The sequence below is a fragment of the Nocardioides dubius genome, from assembly GCF_039528155.1.
Lineage (GTDB): Bacteria > Actinomycetota > Actinomycetes > Propionibacteriales > Nocardioidaceae > Nocardioides > Nocardioides dubius.
Window position 1 is genome coordinate 166,061 of sequence record NZ_BAAALG010000009.1, and the last position, 21,562, is coordinate 187,622.

Consider the following 21,562-nt stretch of genomic DNA (forward strand, 5'->3'; position numbering starts at 1 on the left):
CTTCTCGAGGACCGCCGAGGTGACCGCGATGCCGTTCAGCGCGCGAAGGCGAGCACGAACCCGCCGTCCTGCGGCGTCACCTGGATCATCAGGGCACCGTCGCTCGCGGTGATGATCGGGCGGCCGATGCCGTCACTCTCGCGGGCCGCGGCGTAGTCGGCCAGCGCCGCTTCGTAGCCGGCCAGGACCTCCTCCTCGGTGGCAGACGTGGCGTAGGAGGCCGTCTCCCGGGAACCGCCGACGGTCTCGGCCGTGATGCACAGGGTCGCCTCGACCGGTGGTTGCGGGAAGCCGTCGGGCAGCAGTGCCAGGTCGGCGAGGTCGGCCGGCCCGAACGCCTGCGGGAACGGGGTCCGGCACTGATCGGGAACGTCGGGCAGGTCGTCGGCCCCGGGATCGGCGCCACCCTGGCCCGCGGTTCCCTCGGCCCGGGTGGGGTCCTCGGCGGGGTCGTCGCCCCCGCAACCGGTGACGGTCACGGCCAGGATCAGGCCGGCCAGGGCTGCATGCACACTTCTCATCGACGTACCTTCACTCTGCGGGTGGTGGCCACCGCGGCGCGGTAGCCCGATCGTTGGGCGGTGATCCGGACGCTGATCCGGTGGGTGCGGTCGGCTCGCTTGAGCCGGTAGCTCGCGGCGGTGGCGCGCTTGATCGGCCGACCGTCGCGCAACCACTGGAAGCGGATCCGACTCGGCGCCGGCGTCCAGGAGCCGGAGGTGGCGCGCAGCCGCTTGCCGACCCGGGGGACGCCGCTCGTCTTGAGCGTCGGTGCCCCGACGAGGGCGAAGCGTCCGATCGGGGTGGGGTGGTCCGGGCGCGTGCCCTGCAACGCGGCCGGGGTCCAGTGCGGTGCGCTGCCGCCCGGGATCGCCAGGGCCGGCTGGAGGTCGCAGTCCAGCGGTGCTGGCTTCACCCAGATGCCATCCGCCTCCTGCCAGGCCAGGGCGCTGCCGTCGGAGGCGAAGGTGGGCGAGCCGAAACCGGCCGCTGCGCTCGTGCCACAGCGATAGGTCGGCCAGGTCGGCGTCGGACCGCTGCGGATGTTGCCGGTGACGCTGGCGGTGACGATGTGCGCCTGGTCCCCCTCACCGCGGACCGCCGCGAACATCGCTCCGTCTCGCGAGACGACCGGCTCGAAGAGCGGGTGGTAGTCGGTGGTCGGCTGTGCGTCGTGGAACCAGAACCGTGCTCCGGCCGCCAGATCGAAGACATGGATGGAGTCGTAGCCCACGCCGTTGAGCAGCAGGCGCGTCGGCGTCACCCAGGACGGGTTCTCGTAGTGGTTGACGCCCAGGTCGTAGGGCGAGGTGAGCCGGCTCGCTGCACTCACCGCGGTGGCCCAGCGCAGCCGGCAGGCGCCGCGCGGCGGGCAGGTGTGGTGTTGGTAGGTGTAGGCGATGCGGGCGCCGTCAGGTGAGACGACGGCGTGCGCAACGGCGCCGCCGATCCGGTCGCCACCCGAGTCGACGAGGTCCGGCGGGTCGAAGCTGTTGAGCACGATCCCCCACTGGTCCATCCGGTAGACCCGGGTTCCCCGCGCGGCGACGATCAGTCCGTTGTCGGTGCCGCTCGGTGAGCGCCAGGGCCGCGCGGAGGTTCCGTCACTGGTGACCCGGCGGGCCCCCGTGCCGTCGGGCCGCGCCACGTAGACGTTGTGCTGCTTGAGGAAGACGATGGTGCCCGCTTCCGCGTCCACGGCGGCATCGGGCGGGAGGGACGGCGCGCCTGCCGTCGCTGCCGGTGCGCCGAGGAGCCCGGCCAGCAGGGTCAGCGCGACCAGTGCGGTCACTCGAGTGCGTTGCATGTCGTCGACCCTGGTCGGCCCAGCGGCCCGGGAACCAGAGTCCGGCGGCCCGATCAACCGGGACGGGACCAGCGCACCGCTCTCCGTTACGCGGGTCTCCGGCCGCTACCTGTTCGCGCGGACTACCGCGGGTCGAGCCGGGCCAGGATCTCGGCGGTGGAGCCCGGACGCACCTCGGCGTAGCGGGCACCGGCCCACAGGTGCATGCCTTCGACGTCGCCCTGCGCGGCAGCGGCGGCGCGCAGGCCCGAGGTCAGGTGGTGGATGGCCGGGTAGCCGAGTGGTGCGTCGGGGTGCTCGTCGGTGAAGCGGTTGCGCAACGCGCGGGCGGGATGGCCGGTGAAGGCCCGGGTCACCACCGTGTCGCGGTCACCGGCCAGCAACGCCTCGCGGTGCAAGGGCCTGGTGCCTGCCTCATCGGCGAGCAGGAAGGCAGTGCCGACCTGCACCGCCCGGGCGCCTGCGTCCAGGAGCGCCGCGACATCGGCCGCCGTCCCGACGCCACCTGCGCCGATCACCGGCAACGGAGTCGCTGCGACCACCTCCGCCACCAGCTCCCGCGCCGGTCGCCGTCCCTGATAGCCGACCGGAGACATGGTGGCCGAGTGCCCGCCCGCGTCGCCGCCCTGCACGATCAGCTCGTCGACGCCGAGCTGCTGCGCGGCGCGCGCCTCCGCCAGCGAGGTCACCGTGGCGACCACCAGGGAACCGGCCGCCTGCAAGCAGCGCACGACGTCGCCCCCAGGAAGGCCGAAGGTGAGGCTCACCCTCGTCGGCGCGGCCCCGACCGCGATCTCCACCTTGGCGGCGAACGCGTCGTCGTCGTCGAGCCTCAGCTCCGGCAGGGCGACGCCGTAGCGCTCGGCCTCACCGGCCAGGCTCGCGCGGTAGCGGCGCAGCGCCTCGACATCGGGTGGCTCATCGGCGGGGACGAAGAGGTTGAGTCCGAAGCTCGCCCCGCTCGCCCGCAGCTCGGCCACCTCACCGGACATCGCGTCGGGCGTCTTGTACCCGCCGGCCAGGAACCCGAGGGAACCAGCCTCAGCAGCGGCACGCACCAACGCCGGGGTGGAGGGGCCACCGGCCATCGGCGCCACCCAGATCGATGACTGCACCACGCACTCTCCCTGCGACTAAGGTCGTCCCATGCCCGGAAAGCGGAGTGCCCTGACGACCGCGATCACCGTGCTGAGCTTGACGGCGGCGATGCTCCTCATCGCCCCCGGACCGACCTCAGCCAGGGTAGCGACACCCCAGACGGCGCACGCCGCCAAGCAGGCCAAGGACCCGCGCCTGACCCGCAGGCCCTGGGCCGACCCGGGCTCGCAGGCCGCCTACGCGGCGAAGGGCGACAAGCGGTTCCAGGTGCTGGCGCGGACCCCGCAGGCGGTGTGGCTCAACGAGCAGACCGCTCCGGTCGGCGACGCCACCCGCTACGTGCGGCAGATCGTCAGCGCCGCGACCCGCGCCAAGCGGACGCCGGTCTTCGTCGTCTACGCGATCCCCGGGCGCGACTGCAGCCTCCACTCCGCCGGCGGCTACCGGGCCCGCACCTACAAGGCGTGGATCACCAAGGTGGCTGCGGGCCTCAAGCGCGGCAAGGCGATGGTGATGCTCGAGCCGGACGCCGTGGCCAGCCTCGGCGACTGCGCCGGGCAGGGCGATCGGGCAGGTCTGCTCCGCTTCGCGGTCAAGCGGCTGACCCGGGCCGGCGCCTGGGTCTACCTGGACGCCGGTCACTCCAACTGGCAGAGCGCCCCGGTGATCGCCAAGCGGCTCAAGCGATCCGGCGTCGCCGGTGCCCGCGGCTTCGTCACCAACGTCTCCAACTTCCGCACCACCGCCAGCGAGAAGCGCTTCGGCCGCGCCGTGCGCACCCGCTTGGCCGCACTGGGGATCAGGCACAAGCGCCAGGTCATCGATATCTCCCGCAACGGCGCGGGCCCCGCCAAGGACGCTGCCTGGTGCAACCCGCCGCACGCCCGGATCGGCGCGAAGCCACGCGTCGTCGACCGCGGCGGGGTCGACGCGCTGCTCTGGATCAAGCGTCCCGGCGAGTCCGACGGCCCCTGCCACGGCGGACCGAACGCCGGCGCCTGGTGGCCGCAGGGAGCACTCCGGCTCCTGCGTTGAGCGCTTCACCGCGACGGTGCACGGCTCACCCGCGAACGCTCAGCGGCGAACGGCCTTCGAACGCGAGGACGCATAGGCACCACTCTTGGCCGCCACCACCCAGCGCAGCTTGGTGCTCCGGGTCGTGATCCGGGCCGAGACGACGCCCCGCTTGGTGGAGCGCACCGTGGTCCGGTTGACCCACTTCCGCTTCGCCGTCGAGTAGCTCTGCAACGTCACCCGCGCAGCCCGGACCGGACTGTAGGCGGTGTTCAGCGAGTAGTCCGAGCGCAGCCGCTGTGCCTTGACGGTGCCGCTGACCCGCACCTTCGCGCCGGAGCGGGCGGCCTTGATGCTCACCGACGACGCGGGCACCCGGTACGGGCGCACCGTCTGGTCCGCGCCACCCGCCCACCGGAACTTGTAGGTCTTCTTGACCCGCTCGCGACCGACCCAGGCACAGCCCTCGGGAACCGCCGGGCCGCAGGTCCACACGCCCTGGTAGTACCAGTCGAGCCGGAGCGTGTGCACGCCCTTTGCCAACTCGCCGGTCTGCGCGATCGCCCGGACCCCGGCGAAGGATGGGTCGATGTGCGAGACGTCGCTGCGCCCGGTGTCGCCATACAGCGGCTCGCCGTCGAGGAACATCTCCACCTCGTACCAGTCGCCGCCGGCCTCGTAGACCGGCTGGTTGGTGCGGATGTGGAAGGTCGTGCCGCAGACCCCGCCCTCGCAGTAGTCGTACTCCTCGTTCATCTGGTGCACGGTCATCCGCCAGTCGCCCACATAGGTGGTCGCGGCGACAGGAGCCGAGGGAACCACGACGGCCGTCGCCGCCAACACCACCGTGGACGCGAACGCGAGCCTCATCCGGACTTCCTCTCCCCGCAGACGATCAGCCAGGGAATCGTAGACCCGATCAGGCCCGCGGCGCCTCACCCGCGCAGGAGCGCAGCGATCGCCTCGAAGCCTCGCCGCTCGGCGTGCTGGAGCGCGGTGACGCCGTCATGGTCCCCGATGCTCGGATCGGCACCCGCTGCCAACAGCAGCCGGACGATCTCGACGTAGTCGGCGCTGCCGTCACCGAGGATCACCGCCTCCAGCATCGCGGTCCAGCCGAGGTTGTTGACGTGGTCCAGATCGACGTCGGTCCGCACGACGCGGCGGATGTAGTCGACGTGGCCGCGCTCGCCGGCCGGGATCGGCGACAGACCCCCGTACCGGTTGACGATCGTCAGGTCCGGGTTCGCCGGCAGCAGCGCCTCCAGCATCGGAACGCTGCCGGTCACCCCGGTCACCAGCCAGGGCGTGTCGTGCCGGTCGTCGAGGGCATCGGGGTCGGCGCCCATCGCGACCAGCAGTCGCGCGACGGCGACGTGATCGAAGGTGCTCGCCAACAGCAGCGCGGTACGGCGGTTGCCGTCCCGAGCCTCGATGTCGGCGCCGGCACGCAGGGCGACGGCGACCGCGTCGGCGTCCCCGCGCTCTGCGGCACGCAGCAGCGCGGAGCTCGGATCGGCGGGCGGCTTGGCGGTGGTCACGGTGGTCAGGATCCTCTCCAGTCCTCGGTACCCGCGGGTGCGGGCCATCTGCATCGGGGTGAGCCCGGCCGACGGCGAGACCCGGTCCAGCTCGACGCCGCCGGCGACCAGCGCACGCAGCGTCGTCGCATAGGAGGCGTCGTCCTTGCCGAGCCAGACCGCCTCATGGATCGCCTGGTAGCCGATCCGGTTGACGTGGTCGCGGTCGATGCCGGCACGCAGCAGCTCGCCGACGACCAGCCCATGCCCCCGCTCAGCGGCGCGGATCAGGCCGGTCCCGTTCCAGCTGTCCAAGGCGTCGACCCGCGCCCCGTTGCGCAGGGTGAGCCGCAGCAGGTCGAGGTAGCCCTCGCTGGTCGCAACCAGGTAGGCCGACTGCTCGGTCTCGTCCTTGGCGTTGACGTCGGCGCCCTGGCGGATCAGCCGGCGCGCTCGCGCCACGTCGTCGGCCCAGGCCGCGTCCCGCAGCCGCGCGTCGAGGGTGGCCTGCGAGAGCGGCGTCCGCGACGACGGCGCGGCGGACGGCGACTCCCCGGCCGAGGCGTCGTCGTCCGGCTCGCTGGCCGGCGCGCTGTCCGGCGTCGGCCGCTGCGGCGCCGCGTCGTCCTGCGCACCGCCGCCCGCGCAGCCCGTGAGGACCAGCGCGAGCGGCAGCGCGGCGATCAGGAGTCGCTTCATCGCGTCGGGTCGGTGATGACCTGGTAGGGACCGCTGGCCACGGCCTCGTCGAACTTGCTGTCCACGTAGAGGATCCGACCACGCAGCGTCTTCGCGGTGGTGAGCACCCGATCAGCAGCGCTGGCCCGCTGGCTCAGCGTCGTCAGTCGCCGTCCGTCGGCGGAGACCCGCAAGGTGGCGATCATCTTGCTGAAGTTGCGCACCACGGTGAGCCGGTTGCCCTGACGGACCAGACCGTCGGCGTTGACCAGGTCGGTGTCGACGGCGATCTCCCGCACCGCAGCGGTGCGGGCGTCGAAGCGCCACATCCTTCCCACGTTGCCCTGCGCCACGACGAAGCCGCTGCGGTCCGCGGAGAGCACGATGCCGCCGAGGTTGAAGCCGGCCTCGCGGGCGATGGTGTCGGTGGCGTCGGCCCACAGGCTGGCCTGCCAGCCGTGGCGACCGGGGGCGACCCGGAAGATCTGGGCGTCATTGGAGTTGGTGAAGTACGCGGCGCCGTCCGGGCCGATCGCCACGTCGTTGAGGAAGACGTCGGTGCCGGGCGCGCGCAGCGCGGCCAGCAGGTGGCCCCGTGCGTCGTAGACCCACAGATCCGGGCGACCGGTGCCGATCCCGTTCGGGCCGCCTGCGACGTAGACCCGGCCCTGGCGGTCCACGGTGATCCCACGCGCGGTGTAGCGGCCGTCGGTGCCGTCGCCCGCGATCCACTCCTGGGTCTGCGCCGAGCCCACCGAGCCGCGGTGGATCTCGCCGCCGGTGACCTCGCTGACGTAGAAGAGGCCGCGGCGCTCGTCGGCGCCGATCCCCTCGAACTTCGAGCCGACCGGGCTGTCGGCGTCGCCGGTGAGGAGGTAGGTCGACGGCCGCGCAGGCGAGTGGGCGGAGGCGACGGAGGCGGTCGCCATCGCGGAGGAGGCGACGACGGTCGCCGCGAGCAGTGCGCTGGTGAGCTGGTTTCGGTTCATGACATCAGCCTCCGGCCACCAACGGTGCCAGCACATCGCGCAGCCGGCCACCGTGCGATAGCCGATCGGATGATGCGTGCCGGATCGCGGCCTGCCTAGGCTGGCGGCGCCATGTCTGCACTCAGCTCCGCCTCTCGCCCCGGCGAGCACGGCATCCTCGCCCCGGCGGCCCGGTTGGACCGCTGGCTGCTGGTCGTGCTCGTGGTGCTGCTGACCGCCTGCGCGATCCGCTACCTCGACCGGCATGCCTTCGGCACCTCCGCGATCGCGGTGCTGGCGGGCGCAGTGGCCCTGGGCGTCGCCTACGCCACCCGCGGCCTGCTCCGCGACCGCCCCTGGTGGCCCACCGCCTGGGTGACGGCGATGGTGGTGCTCTGGGGCGCGTTGACCGCCATCGCCCCCTCGTTCGCCTGGTGCGCCGTGCCGGTCGCGTTCGCGGTGCTGCAGGTGCTGCCGTTCTCCTGGGCGGTCGCGGTGGTGGTCGCGATGACGGTGCTGCTGACCACCGCCTGGCAGCGGATCAGCGACGGCTTCGACCCGGTCCAGGTCGCCGGCCCGATCGGCGTCGCGCTGGTCACCGTGCTGGCCTACCGGGCCCTCGAGCTCGAGTCCCGAGCACGCCAGCACGCGCAGGCCGAGGTCGGCGCGCTCGCCGAGCGGACCCGGCTCTCGCGGGAGATCCACGACTCCGTGGGCCAGGGCCTGTCCAGCATCAATCTGCTGCTGCAGGCAGCCGAGCGGGCCTGGGACCAGCAGCCCGAGGTGGCCCGCGAGCACGTGCGGGTGGCCGCGGCCACAGCGCGCGACGGCCTCGACGAGGTGCGGCGCGTGGTGCGCGACCTGGCCCCGGTCGAGCTCGCCGAGGATCGCACCGGCACCGCCCTGGTCGACGCCCTGCGCCGGGCGGCCGAGGAGTCGCGGGCGATCGCCGGGCTCGACGTGGAGGTACGCGTCCACGGCGCTGCGACGCCGGTCGCCCCGGAGGTGGCCGCGGCCCTGGTGCGCACCACCCGCGGCGCGCTGGCCAACGTCCGCGAGCATGCCGGAGCGAGCCGCGCCGCGGTGACCCTGACCTATCAGTTCGACGAGGTGGTGCTGGACGTGCGCGACGACGGCTGCGGCTTCGACCCGGACCACGTCGCGCCGCACGGCACCCGCGGACGCGGGCTGGCCGGCGTCCGGGAGCGGGCGAGGGCGCTCGGCGGGCAAGCCGAGGTGGAGAGCGCGCCGGGCGAGGGGACGACGGTCTCGGTGCGCTTCCCGACCGGCACGGAGGCGGCCCGATGATCCGGATCGTGCTGGTCGACGACCATCCGGTGGTCCGCGCCGGGCTGCGCGCGCTGATCGAGAGCCAGGACGACCTGTCCGTGGTCGGCGAGGCGGAGGGCATGGATGCCGCGCTGGCCGCGGTGCACGCGCACCGGCCCGACGTCGTCCTGATGGATCTCAGCCTCGGTGCGGGGCAACCCGGGGGCGCGGCCGTGACCGCCGCCGTCCGCGCGCTGCCGCAGAGCCCCGAGGTGCTGGTGCTGACCACCTACGACACCGAGTCCGACATCCTGCGCGCCCTGGAGGCCGGCGCCCGCGGCTACCTGCTGAAGGACGCTCCGCCCGACGAGCTCTTCGCCGGCGTCCGCGCCACGGCCCGCGGCGAGACCGTGCTGGCGCCGTCGGTGGCGGCGACCCTGGTCCGGCGCACCACGCCGGGCGCCACCACCATCACCGAGCGCGAGGTCGAGGTGCTGGAGCTGCTCTCGCGCGGCCTGGGCAACAAGGAGATGGCCCGCGAGCTCTTCGTCTCCGAGGCGACGGTGAAGTCTCACCTGTCGCACATCTACACCAAGCTCGGCGTCGACACCCGGGCCGGCGCCGTCGCTGCCGCGATCGAGCAACGCATCATCCGCAGCTCAATGTGACCTCAGCGCGCGGAAACCGTCGTTTCCCCAGCGCTGAGGTCACATTGAACGGAGCATCTCAGATTCTGACAATTTGTCGACTACAAAGGAAAATGCCTTAGGTTTGCCTTACCTAACTCTAGATGGAAGGCACCCGAGATGCCCGGATCCCTCCGCCACAGGCGCGCCCCCGTTGCCGCGTCATTGGCGTCCGTCCTCACCCTCAGCACGTTCGGTGCGTTGACCTTCACCGCAGCCCCAGCCCAGGCAGCCGAGACGCCGATCACGACCGGCTCCGGGCTGGACTGGGGGGTCAAGGCCTCCTGGCGCAACTACATCGGCCCCGGCGGCACGACCCTCTCCGACGGCGCCACCCGCAACGAGGACGGCACGTTCCATCTGCCCGTCGCCGGCGGGCGCTACGACGACGTCACCCGCACCACCGTCGTCGACTTCGACGGCACCATCGAGTTCCTCGGTCACTGCCATGGAGCAGGCGGCACCAACGTGCGCCCGTGCGACCTGGACCTGACCCTCAGCGACGTCCGCGTGGAGATCACCGAGGACCATGCCAGCGTCTTCGTCGACGCCGAGAGCCGACCCATCGCCGGCGGCGACATCGTCACCTTCGACGACGTCCCGCTGGTCGACCTCGACGTCGAGGACGCCGCGCCGGTCGTCGCCGGCGGCGCCACCCGGTGGTCCGACCTGACCGCCACGATGACCTCCGAGGGCGAGCGGATCTTCAACTACGCCGCCGGCACCGTCGTCGACCCGGTGACCTTCGGCTACCAGGGCCCGGGCGGCAAGCCGGTCGGCGAGACCTGGGACGTCGCGGGGGCCACGGTGCATCAGGCGACTGCTGCCGACCCGCAGCCGGCCTCGACGGCCCATCGCATCGTCGGCAGGCTCTCCAGCGGAGAGCTGGTCGGCTGGAACGACAGTCTCGCGGTCGCCATCCTCGATCCGGAGACCCTGGCCCCGCTGAGCGCGTGGACGAAGGGTCCCGGCGTCACCGGCGACATCCTGCGCGACTCGATCGCGATCGACCCGGGGACGAACACCATCTTCGCCGCGACGGCGACCACCAACACCAACGACCGACGCCTGGCCACGTTCGCCTGGGACGGCACGGCCCTGACGATGACCGAGGTCCCCGGCAGCCACGCCCCGGACCTGAACTACGACAGCGGCAGCGCGGGCACCTGGGACGCCGCACACGACCGCTACCTGGTGGCGCGTACCCGCTCCGCGAGCGCCACCGACATGTGGCAGGTCGTCGAGGACGGCGGCGCCTGGACCGCCAGCAAGATCGGGCCGCTCACCATCAGCCAGCCCGGCACCAGCACCTGGGAGAACGCCATCGTCAACCTGGTGGCGGTCCCCGACGGCGCCGGTCGCAGCGCGATCCTGGCCACCACCCTCTTCGGGGTCCGTCCCTTGCAGCGCCTCGCACAGGTGGGCAACACGTTCGTCGGCGAGCCGCTCGCGGAGACCGGAACCCTCCAGCCGGAGCGCATCCTCGGCACTCGGAACGGTGTCTACGCCGTCAGCGCCGGTGCCAGCGCGGTCTTCCTCCCGTACGTCGGCTATGCCGACAACCGTCGCCTCGGCGACGCCACCGAGCCCGTTCAACTGCGGGTCGACACCGACTCCAACCGCACCCGCTCGATGATCACCGCCGACTGGGCCAGCGACACCCTGGTCGCGATCACCGACTCCGGCCAGAACCTGACCCGGTTGGAGCGCGGCCGGCTCGTGGCCCGCGGCGGCCTCGACACGGGCTCCTACGGCAACAACCTCGTCGTCGGCCTGAACCAGGACGGCGACATCTGGGGCATCCGCGAAGGCCAGCTCGTCACGGTGCGACCGATCGCGCAGAGCCCGGCCTTCACGCAGCAGCCCGAGGCCCCGACCGCCGACCTGACGATCGCCGATGACACCTCCGAGGTCACCGTCAACGCCGCCGTCTCCGGCACCCCCGCTCCGGCGCTGACCTGGCAGACCCGCACCCCGGGACAGGCCTGGGCCGAGGTCACCGAAGGCGTGGACGGCGACACCCTGACCGACACGGTCAGCGCTGCCGACCAGGGCCGCCAGTATCGGGTGATCGCGGAGAACACCGGCGGTCGCGTCGCCAGCGAGCGGGTCACCCTCACCCTGCGCACCCCGCCGCGGATCATGGTCCAGCCCGCCGACGTCGCCGCCGCGCCGGGTGAGAGCGTCGAGCTCAAGGTGATGCCGGACGGCGCCCCGGCACCGACGATCCAGTGGCAGCAGCGCATCGGCGGCGTCTGGCACGACGTCCCCGGCGAGACCGGCGCGACCCTGCGACTCGACGACGTCGACGCGAACCTGTCCGGCACCGCCTTCCGGGCGCGCCTGACCAACCCCGTGGGCAGCGTGATCAGCGCACGCGCGACGGTGACCGTCGCCGAGCCCACCGTCGAGCGTCGCGAGATCACCGACGGCACCATCGACTGGGGCGTGAAGGCCTCGTTCCGCAACTACATCACCGGGCCGATCGCCCACGGCACCGTGACCGTGACCGGGGGCGTCACCACCAACGACGACGGCACCTACGCCTTCCCGGTCGTCGACGGCGAGTGGAGCCCCGAGGGCACCAGCACCATCGAGCTCGGCGGCAGCGTGCGCTTCACCGGTCATGACACTGGCAGCGGTCCGCAGCTCGACCTCACCATCACCGACCCGCGCGTGGTGATCGACGCCGAGGGCTCGACCCTCGTCGCCGACGTCGTCTCCCGGGGGCTGAGCAGCGGCTCGCTGGCCACCTTCGACGACGTGGTGCTCGCCGACCTCCAGACCGGCGAGGCGGTGCGGGCGCTCGGCGACGCGCTGACGCTGACCGAGGTGCCTGCGACGTTGACGGCGGCCGGAGTCCCGGCGTTCGCCGACTTCTACCCGGCCGGCAGCGCCCTCGACCCGATCAGCGGCACCGTCGCGCTCGGCGACGTCGTCGGCGAGCCGAGCACCGACCCGGAGCCTGTCTCCACCCGGACCACGGTGCTCGTCGCCGGGGCCACGCCGTTCGGGCAGGCAGCCCGCCTGCGCGTCGCCGTCAGCTCCGACGACGGCAAGCCGGCCAACGGCTCCGTCACCCTCACCGCCGCGGGCCGTACCTGGACCGCGCGCGTGCTCAACGGCCTGGCCACCAGCGCCACGCCGGCCGGCGTCGTCCCCGGCTCGTACGTGTTGCGTGCGCAGTTCGCCGGCGAGGGCCTCCAGCCGTCCACCGACAGCGACACGCTGCGGATCACCAAGACGGCCCCGAAGGTGAAGGTCGCACTGCCCGCGAAGAAGGTGGGTGCCGGCAAGCGGGCGAAGCTCGCGATCACCGCGACCCTGCCCGGCAGCAGCATCCGGGCCACCGGCAAGGTCGTCGTCCGTGACGGCGGCAAGGTCGTGCTCCGCGCGAACCTGAAGCCGAACGCGAAGGGCAAGACCGTGCTGCGCCTGCCGCGGCTGGCACGCGGGTCGCACCGGATCACGGTGAAGGTCGTGGCGAACCCGCGCCTGCGGGCGACCACCAGCAAGGCGGTGGTGCTCCGGGTCCGCTGAGGCGGCTGAGCAGGCAGACGAGGGGCGCGGGCCGACCGGCCTGCGCCCCTCCTTCCCGGGAGCGAGGGAAACCGTGCCCCCGGTCTGAGATGGTGCACCTCAGGCCAGGGCTCCCGCGCCTCCTCGTCACCACCTGAGGAACGCGTCGCCCGTCGCCCTTGTGACCCCCTTCACTGCAATGCTAATATTCATAGGCATTGATTCTAGGAGGGTCCCTGTGCGCGTCATCCCGCCAACCGAACTCGACGTCCTCGTCGTGGGAGCCGGCTTCTCCGGTCTCTACAGCCTTCATCGGCTCCGGACGCTCGGCCGATCCGTCCATCTTGTCGAGGCCGACGACGACCTGGGCGGAGTCTGGTACCGCAACCGGTACCCCGGCGCCCGCTGTGACATCGAGAGCGTCGACTACTGCTACTCCTTCGACGACTCCATCGTGCAGGACTGGACCTGGGCCGAGCGCTACCCCGCCCAGCCCGAGATCCTGCGCTACATCAACTTCGTCGCCGATCGGTTGGAGCTCCGCTCCGGGATCTCGTTCGACACCCGCGTGGACGCGATGCACTGGGACGCAGACGCGTTCGTCTGGCTGGTCACGACCGATCGCGGAGACACGATCCGCGCTCGACACGTGATCATGGCCAGCGGCCAGCTCTCCAAGCCGCAGCTCCCCGACATCGAGGGGATCGAGCAGTTCGCCGGCGAGCTGCTCCACACCGGCGACTGGCCGCGCGACGGCGTCCAGCTGACCGGCAAGCGGGTCGGCGTGATCGGCACCGGCTCCTCCGGCGTCCAGACCATCCCCCAGGTGGCCAAGCTGGCGGCACACACCACCGTCCTCCAGCGCACCGCGCACTACGCGATCCCAGCGCGCAACCACGACCTCGATCCTGCGTATGTGCAAGACCTGAAGTCCAGGTTCCAGGACTACCGCGAGATCGCCCGTCACCACCCCGGCGGCACCCACCGACACATCGGCACGGAGTCGGCCCTGGACGTCGACCCCGGCGCTCTGGAGGAGACCTTCCACGGCCACTGGGAGAAGGGCGGACCGGACATCCTGGCGGCGTACCGCGACTTCCGCACCAACGAAGAGGCCGCCGAGAAGGCCGGGGACTTCGTCAAGGAGCGGATCCGCGAGATCGTCAAGGACCCGGAGACCGCCGAGAAGCTGTGCCCCAAGGGCTACCCCTTCGGCGCCAAGCGCCTGGTGCTCGAGATCGACTACTACACGACCTTCAACCGCGACGACGTGTCACTCGTCGACGTCAAGGCTGACCCGATCGAGCGCATCGAGGGCAACGACGTGGTGCTCGCGAGCGGAGCTCGCCACGAGCTCGACGTCCTGATCACCGCGACCGGCTTCGACGCCCTCACCGGGCCCCTCTTCGCGATCGACATCGTCGGGGTGGACGGGCAGCGTCTGCCCGACGCGTGGAAGGACGGCCCCCGCACCTTCCTCGGCATCGGCACCCACGGGTTCCCCAACCTCTATGTCGTGGCCGGCGCGGGCAGCCCGTCGGTGATCTCCAACGTGCTCATCTCGATCGAGCAGCACGTGGAGTGGATCACCACCTTCATCGATCATCAGTTCCGCAACGGGATCGTCAGCGCCGAGGTCGACGACGACGCCCAGGACCGCTGGACCCAAGAGGTCTATGACATCGCCGCCCCGACCCTCTTCATGAAGGGCAACTCCTGGTACCTCGGTGCCAACATCCCGGGCAAGCCCCGCGTCTTCTCCCTCTACCTGGGAGGGGTCGGCCACTACCGCGACATCTGCGACAAGGTCGCCGCCGACGACTACGCCGGGTTCACACTCACTCGAGGAGAGATCAAGCCATGACCAGCAACGGACCCCTCGCCGGGCTGCGGGTGATCGAAGCCGGCTCGATGTACGCCGCACCCACCGCCGGTCGCATGCTGCGCGACTTCGGCGCCGAGGTGATCAAGATCGAGGACCCCGCGCAGGGCGACTTCGCCCGGCAGTGGCAGCCCGCGCACAACGGCACCGCCATCGGCTTCGCCCGCCTCAACTCGGGCAAGCGGTCGGTCGGCATCGACATGCGCAATGCCGACGGCCGCGACGTCCTCAAGCGCCTCGTCTCCGGAGCCGACGTCCTCATCGAGAACTTCCGGCCGGGCCGGATGGAGAAGTGGGGCATGTCCTACGCCGAGCTGGCGGCCGACAACCCCGGCCTCGTGATGGGCCGCGTCAGCGGATTCGGCCAGACCGGGCCCTACCGGGAGCGCCCCGGCTTCGGCACGGTTGCGGAGACCGCGAGCGGCTACGCCTACCTCAACGGCTGGCCGCACACGCCGCCAACCGCGCCGCCGTTCGGCTTCGCCGACTCGATCGCCGGCATCTCCGCCGCCTACGGCATCGCGATGGCGTTGTTCGAGCGTGGGCGCACCGGCCACGGCCGCGAGGTCGACGTCGCCCTGTACGAGCCGCTGATGTTCATCCTCGGTGACGCCGTCCTCAACTACACCTCGAGCGGCACGATCATGCAGCGCCACGGCAACGCATCCGGTGCCGCGTCCCCGCGCGGCATCTACGAGGCGGCAGACGGTGGATGGCTGTCCATCGCGGCGTCCAACCAGGCGATCGCCATGCGCCTCTTCGATGCGATGGGCCGCCCCGACCTGAAGACCGACGCGCGCTACTGCACCAACGAGGCGCGGATGACCAACAACGAGAGCCTGCAGGCGATCGTCATCGCGTGGATCAAGGAGCGAACCCGCGACGAGAACCTCGCCATCTTGGAGGAGAACGAGGTCGTCGCCGCGGCGGTCAACGACTCCTCCGACATCGTCGACGACCCGCACTTCCGCGAGCGCACCTTGAGCATGCTCAAGAACAGCCCCTTGGGAGACGCCCTCGTGCCGGGACCGATCCTGCACGTCAACGGGTACGACGGGCCGACGTACGACGGCGTCCCAGCCGTCGGCGAGCACACCACGGAGGTCCTGACGGCGGCCGGCATCGAGGAGGCTGAGCTCGCCCGGCTGGTCTCCAGCGGTGCGGTCAGTGGCTGACCTCGACCCGGGCCTCGCCGCCCTGCGGGATGCCTCAGCCGGCGGAGTCCCGATGATCGACCTGACGCCGGCGGAGGCGCGTGAGCGGATCGTGACGGGCAACCGGCTCTGCTCCGCCGGGCCCGACGTCGTCATCCGCGACGTCGAGCCCGGCGAGGATGGCGCCCCGGTGGCGCTCCGGCTCTACGGCCCTCCCACCGACATCACGTTGGTGTATGCCCACGGCGGCGGTTGGGTCACCGGCGGGCTGGACTACGCGGACGAGTTCTGCCGCTTCCTGGCTGCTGAGTGCGGCGTCCAGGTGGTGAGCATCGACTACCGACTGGCACCCGAGCATCGGTTCCCTGCCCCTCTCGACGACCTGGCGGCTGCCTGGGACTGGACGGCCGAGCGCTACCCCGGCGTCCTCGCGCTGGGTGGCGACAGCGCAGGCGGCAATCTGGCCGCGGCGTTGGCTCTGCGGCTTCGAGGCACGACCCGGGAGCCGGCATTCCAACTGCTCCTCTACCCCGTTCTCGGAGCTCCCGGCGTCACCGAGTCGTACACAAGTCGCGCCGACGCCTTCCCGATCGGTGCGACCGACATGCACTGGTTCTTCGACCACTACGTCGATCGCGACGCGCGCGATACCGCCGGGCCCGACCTTCTTCCCCTATCCGCAGGCGATCTCTCCGGCCTGCCCGTCACTCACGTGGTCGCTGCCGGGCACGACCCGCTCCGCGACGAGGCGATCGACTACGCCGCTCGGCTCAAGGACGCCGGCGTCGCCGTCACGGTCCAGGAGCATCCTGAGCTGTGCCATGGGTTCCTGCGCTTCACCGGAGCATCGGCCGCGGCTCGCGCGGCTCGCGCGGGTGTCCTGGACGCGGTACGTCAGCTGGCTCAAGGTCTCGTAAACCACGCACCTTGAGCAATTCATGACTAGGATTAGCCGAATCCACCCTCAGCCCCCGCTGCCGACCGAGGACATGCAATGAGCTCAGCTTCGATGCGACCCCAGAAGACCGCCATGCTCCTGGCTCAGCGGATCGTCGCCGACATCAACAGGCGCGGCAACACCGTCGGCGACCGGTTGCCCCCTGAGCGGGTGATGCTCGAGGAGTACGACATCGGTCGTGGCACGCTGCGCGAATCGCTGCGCTTCCTCGAGCTCCAGGGCGTGATCGCGCTCAAGCCGGGCCCCGGTGGCGGCCCGGTCGTCCAGAAGCCGGACTCCGCCAGCCTGGCCACCTCGCTCACGTTGCTGCTGCAGTTCTCCAGCGCACCCTTCCGGACCATCGCCGAGGCACGTGCGGGTCTCGAGCCGATGATGGCGCAGCTGGCCGCACAGCGGATGCGGAAGGACCAGTTGGCAGACCTCAAGTCGAGCGTCGACACGATGTACGACAACCTCGGCGACCAGGAGATCTTCCTCGAGGAGAACAAGCGGTTCCACGACGTCATCGCCCACGGATCGGGCAATGCGATGTTCGGCTACCTGGTGGACGCGCTCCTGGGCATCCTCGACGGCTCCGCTATCGGCATCGACTACCCCGAAGTGCGCCGCGTCGCCGTGCACAAGGCCCACCTCGACATCTACGAGGCGATCGCCGCCAACGACCCCGCACAGTCCGCCGCAGCGATGGAAGACCACATCGCGCAGTACCTGAAGTACGCCGAGAAGAAGTTCCCCGACGTCCTCGACGCCCCCATCGTTTGGGGCGTCTCCAGCTAACCCCCTGACGACGGTCGACCCCGCTGGTCGAGCCTGTCCCCGGTGGTCGAGCCTGTCGAGACCCCGCCAGAAGGCCGCGGCGATCGATCTCGACAAGCTCGATCGACGGTGGCGCCGTCATCGAGGGCTACTCCCCCGAGAACCGGTCCGCGTAGTTCCGCGCCAACAGGGGCAGTTCGTCCGCTCGCCCCTCTATGAGCGCTCGCCGCTTGTCGCGACCCCAGTTCTGAATCTGTTTCTCCCGCGCGTAAGCCGCATCGATCCGCGGGTAGCACTCGTACCAGACGAGCCGGACCGGACGTCGACTACGGGTGTAGGCAGCGCCGATTCCCAGCTCGTGCTGGGAGAGCCGCCGTTCGAGATCGACGGTGCTCCCGACGTAGTAGGACCCGTCAGAGCACTCGAGGATGTAGCAATAGCCGTTCATCGCCCCACGTTCGACGGCTCGACCGCACCTGTCGAGCGGTCCGCCCGGGCCTGTGGATAGCGGCGGTGGTCGGTGCTGACGTCTCGACGGTCTCGACAAGCTCGACCACCGGACCCAGCACGACCACCCCACCACCGCTGATCGAGCCTGTCGAGATCACCCACAACAACCTTCAGGTGAGGTCTCGACAAGCTCGACCACCGGGTTGAGTCCGCCTCCAAGGGTTGGGTCCGCCTCGAGGGAGGTCAGGACCAGGAGGACTTGATGCCGAGGACCCGAGCGAGGGTTCCGCCGAGCACGAGCTTGGTCTCGGTGTCGTTGAGGCCGAGGGCCTGGATCGCGGCGATCTCCTCGGCCGGGCTGGTCATGGGCCAGTCGGAGCCGAACACGATCCGCTCGGCGCCGTGCTTGCGGATCAGGTTGCGCACGCGCTCGGGACGCAGGGTCTTGAGGCTCGGCGGCCAACTGGTCTCCAGGACGACGTCGGCGCCGGCGAGCATCTCCTCGGCGTCGTCGAGGATCTTGTAGCCGCCGAAGTGGCAGGCCATCAACCGCAGCTTCGGGAACTGCCGGGCGATGTCGCGGATCATCGCGGGGCTGGAGAGGCGGTTGGCCTCCGCCGAGCCGCCTGCACCCACGTGCGTGATCACCGCGAAGTCCTCGCCGAATGCCTCGAGGATCGCCCACAGTCGCGGATCGTCGAGGGCGAATCCCTGATAGAGCGGGTGGATCTTGACGCCGCGGATGCCATGGCGCTTGAGGCTGGCAATGTTCTCCTCGACCGACAGCTCGACATGGATGGTGCCGAAGCCGAAGCGCGTGTCGGAGGTCAGCCCAGCGACGAAGCGGTTGACCGAGTCGACGTGCCGAGCCTCATTGGCGATGCCGAGGCAGCAGCTCATGTCGACGCCGCTGGCGGACATGTCGTCGACCAGCCCACCGACGGTTCCGTTGCCTCGAGCCGCCAGGTTGTCGAGCTTGTCGACGCTGGACGAGAGCGCGATCTCCGCGATCCGGTCGGGCCAGACATGGGTGTGTGCGTCAATGATCACGTGAACCTCCGTGGACCGTGATGGGTCAGAGCTTGCCCGACTCGCCACCGTCGACGACGAAGATCGCGCCGGAGGTGAACGAGGAGAGCGGGGAGACGAGCAGGCAGGCCAGCGGAACCAGCTCGGAGGGATCAGCCATACGGCCGGCCGGGATCTTGGCGATGCGCTTGGCGTGCAGCTCGGGCGATTCGGTGACCGCCTTCTGCGCCTCGGTGACGAAGGCCCCCGGCGCGATGCAGTTGACCTGGACGTTCTTGGGAGCCCATTCGGCAGCAAGCGCCTCGGTGAACCGGACGACGGCTCCCTTGGAGGTGGAGTACGGAACCAGGAAGGGCTTGCCGCGAACGCCGGTGGTGGAGGCGATGTTGACGATCCGCCCGGCACCCTGCTCGATCATGTGCGTACCGGCCGCCTGTGCCAGCAGCATCGGGGCGATGACGTTGACGGCCATCGCGTCCTTCCACACCTCAGGGTCCTGGGTGGCGAACTTGCCAGCCGGGGCGATCCCCGCGTTGTTGATCAGTCCGTCGATGCGACCGTGCCGGGCGATCACCTCTGGCACGAGCTTCGCGACGGACGCCTCGTCTCGCATGTCGGTGGCGACCGTGCTGATCCGGCCGCCACCCTGGGCCGCCACCTCGGCGAGGCTGTCGACCGAGCGCGCCGCCGCGACGACGTGTGCTCCCTCGGCCGCCAACGCGAGGGCCATCGCGGCCCCCAGACCTCGGCTGGCGCCGGTCACCAGGACGACGGAGTCCGTGAGTCCGAGGTCCATCAGCGCGCACCCTTGGCGAGACGGCGGGCGAGCGAGTCGAGCAGCACCTCGGTGGCACCCTCGTAGACCCGCAGCGGCCGCGCGTTGCGGTACAGACGCTCGATCTTGGAGCCCCGCACCAGTCCGAAGCGGCCCATGGTCTGCATGGAGCGGTCGACCACCTGAGCAGCCGCCTCCGTGGCGTGAACCTTCGCCATCGACGACAGGTCGAGATTGGCCAGCGGGTCGCTCTTGGCGCGGGCCGCAGCCAGGTAGACGAACGCGCGGGCTGCCTCGACGTCGGTCCACGACTGGGCCAGCTTCTGCGAGACGGCGCCAAGCTCGATCAGGGGCTTGCCGAACTGCTCACGGGTCAGCGCGTGCTCCTTCGCCTCGTCGAGCGCGGCCTGGGCCAACCCGACACCGGACGCCGCCACGGTCACCCGGAAGACGGCCAGGGTCTGGAGCATCAGGGAGAACGCCTTGCCCGGCACACCCAAGCGGTGGTTCGCCGGCACCCGGACGTCGGTGAAGGTCAGCTCGCCGAGGATGTGCGGAGCGATCAGGTCGGATCCGCGCTCGACGGACAGGCCAGGCGTGTCGGCCGGGATCAGCACCATCGACCAGCCGTCGCCCTCGCGCACCAGGGTGCAGTAGAACGAGGCGGCGCCGCCGTTGGTGATGAACGACTTCCGGCCGTTGACGACGAGCTCGTCGCCGTCCGCCTCCATGGTGGTGCTGACGGCACGCAGGTCCGAGCCGACGTCGGGCTCGGTGAGCGCGAGGGCGGCGATGGCCTCCAGCGCGGCGACCTTCGGAAGCCATTCCTGCTTGAGCTCCTCAGAGCCGCCCGCGGAGAGCGAGTAGCTGCCCACGCCCTGCATGCCGAACAGGGAGTCGAGGTGGGCCGAGGAGTACATCAGCGCCTCGCGGATCACCGCGATCGTCAAGGGATCCAGCACCTCGTGGGCGCCGCCGTACTGCGCGGGAACGACGTAGCGAGCGAGCCCGCTCTCGGCCAGGAGCTCCCGGGTCTTGGGGTGCACGTCGACGTACTCGTCGGCTTCGTCGGCGAACGGCGCGACGGCTGCAGCGAGCTCACGGGCCTTGGCCTGGATCTCCCGGTGCTCCGGGCTCAGGTCGAACATGGGTTCCATCCTCCCTGCCACGGGTGCGGCAGTCACGGGTCGGTCAGCGTCGCTGGTCGAACTTGCGGCCGAGCACCTCGGAGACGATCCGGGTGCGCTGCATGGTGGGCGTGCCACCCGCGATCGCCCACCCGTGGGCGTCACGGTGCAGTCGTTCGAGACCGTACTCCTCGGTGTAGCCGTTGCCGCCGTGGATCTGGATCGCGAGGTCGGTGACCCGCTTCGCCATCTCGTTGGCGGTGCACTTCGCGAGCGACACCTTCAGCGGGTCGGGAATGCCGTGGGCGTTGACCGAGGCGGCGGCGTCGTCGCGCAGGAGACGCGCGGCCCGGACCTGCAGCACCATGTCGGCCACCATCACCTGGATGCTCTGGAACTCGATGAGCGGCTTGCCGAACTGCTCCCGCTCCTCGACGTACTTGAGGGTCTTGTCGAGCGCGGCTTGGGCGATCGCAAGACTCATCGTCGTGTTGCCCATGCGCTCGATGGAGAAGACGCCGAACAGCTTGCTGAACCCGCCCGCCGGAACGACCACGTTCTCCTCGGGCACCTCGACGTTGTCGAAGTAGAGGTCGGCGGAGGGAATGCCACGGAAGCCCATCAGGCGCTCGCTCGAACCGCACGAGAAGCCCGGCGTGTCCTTGTCGACGACGACGGCGCCGATGGCCTTCCCGCCCGGTGCGTCGGAGAGGCGGCAGTAGACGACGTACTGGTCCGCCTCGCCTCCGTTGGAGATCCACCGCTTGTTGCCGTTGATGACGACGGTGCCGTTGGTGATCTTGCCCGTGGTGCGCATGTCCGTTGCGGCGGAGCCCGCGTCAGGCTCGGAGATGCCGACGGCCATGGTCTTC

The 21,562-nt window shown here is 70.8% G+C and carries 19 protein-coding genes; 8 read left to right on the forward strand and 11 right to left on the reverse strand.

Features of this window, described 5'->3' with window-relative positions; genetic code table 11:
• Window positions 1–35: 35 nt before the first annotated feature.
• The 3 genes from ABD151_RS11785 to ABD151_RS11795 all read right to left on the reverse strand — a co-directional run bounded on the left by ABD151_RS11785 (window position 36) and on the right by ABD151_RS11795 (window position 2,922).
• Complete coding sequence (locus ABD151_RS11785) at window positions 36–521, reverse strand: hypothetical protein (protein WP_343994531.1); 486 nt, start codon at window positions 519–521, stop codon at window positions 36–38.
• Entirely contained in the window at window positions 518–1,807 is a 1,290-nt protein-coding gene (locus ABD151_RS11790) for a TolB-like translocation protein (protein ID WP_343994533.1), read from the reverse strand. Before ABD151_RS11790 ends, ABD151_RS11785 begins: the two co-directional genes overlap by 4 nt.
• Window positions 1,808–1,929: 122 nt before the next feature.
• Complete coding sequence (locus ABD151_RS11795; protein WP_343994535.1) at window positions 1,930–2,922, reverse strand: nitronate monooxygenase; 993 nt, start codon at window positions 2,920–2,922, stop codon at window positions 1,930–1,932.
• 31 nt (window positions 2,923–2,953) lie between these two features.
• Between ABD151_RS11795 and ABD151_RS11800 the strand changes: the two genes are divergently transcribed.
• Complete coding sequence (locus ABD151_RS11800; RefSeq protein ID WP_343994537.1) at window positions 2,954–3,940, forward strand: glycoside hydrolase family 6 protein; 987 nt, start codon at window positions 2,954–2,956, stop codon at window positions 3,938–3,940.
• Window positions 3,941–3,979: 39 nt separating this feature from the next.
• On the opposite strand, the gene ABD151_RS11805 is transcribed toward ABD151_RS11800, so the two are convergent.
• From ABD151_RS11805 to ABD151_RS11815, 3 genes are all read right to left on the reverse strand, one after another.
• Window positions 3,980–4,789, reverse strand: a complete 810-nt coding sequence (locus tag ABD151_RS11805; RefSeq protein ID WP_343994539.1) for a hypothetical protein — start codon at window positions 4,787–4,789, stop codon at window positions 3,980–3,982.
• 65 nt (window positions 4,790–4,854) lie between these two features.
• Window positions 4,855–6,138 (reverse strand): ankyrin repeat domain-containing protein, encoded by a 1,284-nt coding sequence (locus tag ABD151_RS11810; protein WP_343994541.1) that lies wholly within the window; start codon window positions 6,136–6,138, stop codon window positions 4,855–4,857.
• Window positions 6,135–7,106: an SMP-30/gluconolactonase/LRE family protein gene (locus ABD151_RS11815; protein WP_343994543.1), complete on the reverse strand. Its 972-nt coding sequence runs from the start codon at window positions 7,104–7,106 to the stop codon at window positions 6,135–6,137. Before ABD151_RS11815 ends, ABD151_RS11810 begins: the two co-directional genes overlap by 4 nt.
• Before the next feature lie 111 nt (window positions 7,107–7,217).
• Here ABD151_RS11815 and ABD151_RS11820 point away from each other — a divergent pair, with 111 nt between their 5' ends.
• The 7 genes from ABD151_RS11820 to ABD151_RS11850 all read left to right on the forward strand — a co-directional run bounded on the left by ABD151_RS11820 (window position 7,218) and on the right by ABD151_RS11850 (window position 17,330).
• Window positions 7,218–8,393 (forward strand): sensor histidine kinase, encoded by a 1,176-nt coding sequence (locus ABD151_RS11820; protein ID WP_343994545.1) that lies wholly within the window; start codon window positions 7,218–7,220, stop codon window positions 8,391–8,393.
• Window positions 8,390–9,022, forward strand: a complete 633-nt coding sequence (locus ABD151_RS11825; protein WP_343994547.1) for a response regulator — start codon at window positions 8,390–8,392, stop codon at window positions 9,020–9,022. Before ABD151_RS11820 ends, ABD151_RS11825 begins: the two co-directional genes overlap by 4 nt.
• A 219-nt stretch (window positions 9,023–9,241) precedes the next feature.
• Window positions 9,242–12,580 (forward strand): HtaA domain-containing protein, encoded by a 3,339-nt coding sequence (locus ABD151_RS11830; protein WP_343994549.1) that lies wholly within the window; start codon window positions 9,242–9,244, stop codon window positions 12,578–12,580.
• 217 nt (window positions 12,581–12,797) lie between these two features.
• A complete protein-coding gene (locus ABD151_RS11835; protein WP_343994551.1) occupies window positions 12,798–14,423 on the forward strand; it encodes a flavin-containing monooxygenase in 1,626 nt (541 codons plus the stop codon).
• On the forward strand, window positions 14,420–15,616 hold the full coding sequence (locus tag ABD151_RS11840) for a CaiB/BaiF CoA transferase family protein (protein ID WP_343994553.1): 1,197 nt from the start codon (window positions 14,420–14,422) through the stop codon (window positions 15,614–15,616). The genes ABD151_RS11835 and ABD151_RS11840 overlap by 4 nt, the downstream gene beginning before the upstream one ends.
• The gene (locus tag ABD151_RS11845) at window positions 15,609–16,526 is read left to right on the forward strand and encodes an alpha/beta hydrolase (protein WP_343994555.1); all 918 of its coding nucleotides are present in this window, start codon (window positions 15,609–15,611) and stop codon (window positions 16,524–16,526) included. The genes ABD151_RS11840 and ABD151_RS11845 overlap by 8 nt, the downstream gene beginning before the upstream one ends.
• Window positions 16,527–16,625: 99 nt before the next feature.
• Window positions 16,626–17,330: a FadR/GntR family transcriptional regulator gene (locus tag ABD151_RS11850; protein ID WP_343994557.1), complete on the forward strand. Its 705-nt coding sequence runs from the start codon at window positions 16,626–16,628 to the stop codon at window positions 17,328–17,330.
• Window positions 17,331–17,457: 127 nt separating this feature from the next.
• On the opposite strand, the gene ABD151_RS11855 is transcribed toward ABD151_RS11850, so the two are convergent.
• The 5 genes from ABD151_RS11855 to ABD151_RS11875 form a co-directional block, all read right to left on the reverse strand.
• The gene (locus ABD151_RS11855; protein ID WP_343994559.1) at window positions 17,458–17,757 is read right to left on the reverse strand and encodes a GIY-YIG nuclease family protein; all 300 of its coding nucleotides are present in this window, start codon (window positions 17,755–17,757) and stop codon (window positions 17,458–17,460) included.
• A gap of 245 nt (window positions 17,758–18,002) precedes the next feature.
• The gene (locus ABD151_RS11860) at window positions 18,003–18,809 is read right to left on the reverse strand and encodes an amidohydrolase family protein (RefSeq protein ID WP_343994561.1); all 807 of its coding nucleotides are present in this window, start codon (window positions 18,807–18,809) and stop codon (window positions 18,003–18,005) included.
• Window positions 18,810–18,834: 25 nt separating this feature from the next.
• On the reverse strand, window positions 18,835–19,584 hold the full coding sequence (locus tag ABD151_RS11865) for an SDR family NAD(P)-dependent oxidoreductase (protein ID WP_343994563.1): 750 nt from the start codon (window positions 19,582–19,584) through the stop codon (window positions 18,835–18,837).
• A complete protein-coding gene (locus tag ABD151_RS11870; protein WP_343994565.1) occupies window positions 19,584–20,711 on the reverse strand; it encodes an acyl-CoA dehydrogenase family protein in 1,128 nt (375 codons plus the stop codon). The genes ABD151_RS11865 and ABD151_RS11870 overlap by 1 nt, the downstream gene beginning before the upstream one ends.
• 43 nt (window positions 20,712–20,754) lie before the next feature.
• A partial coding sequence (locus ABD151_RS11875; RefSeq protein ID WP_343994567.1) for an acyl-CoA dehydrogenase family protein occupies window positions 20,755–21,562 on the reverse strand: 808 nt, incomplete at its 5' end.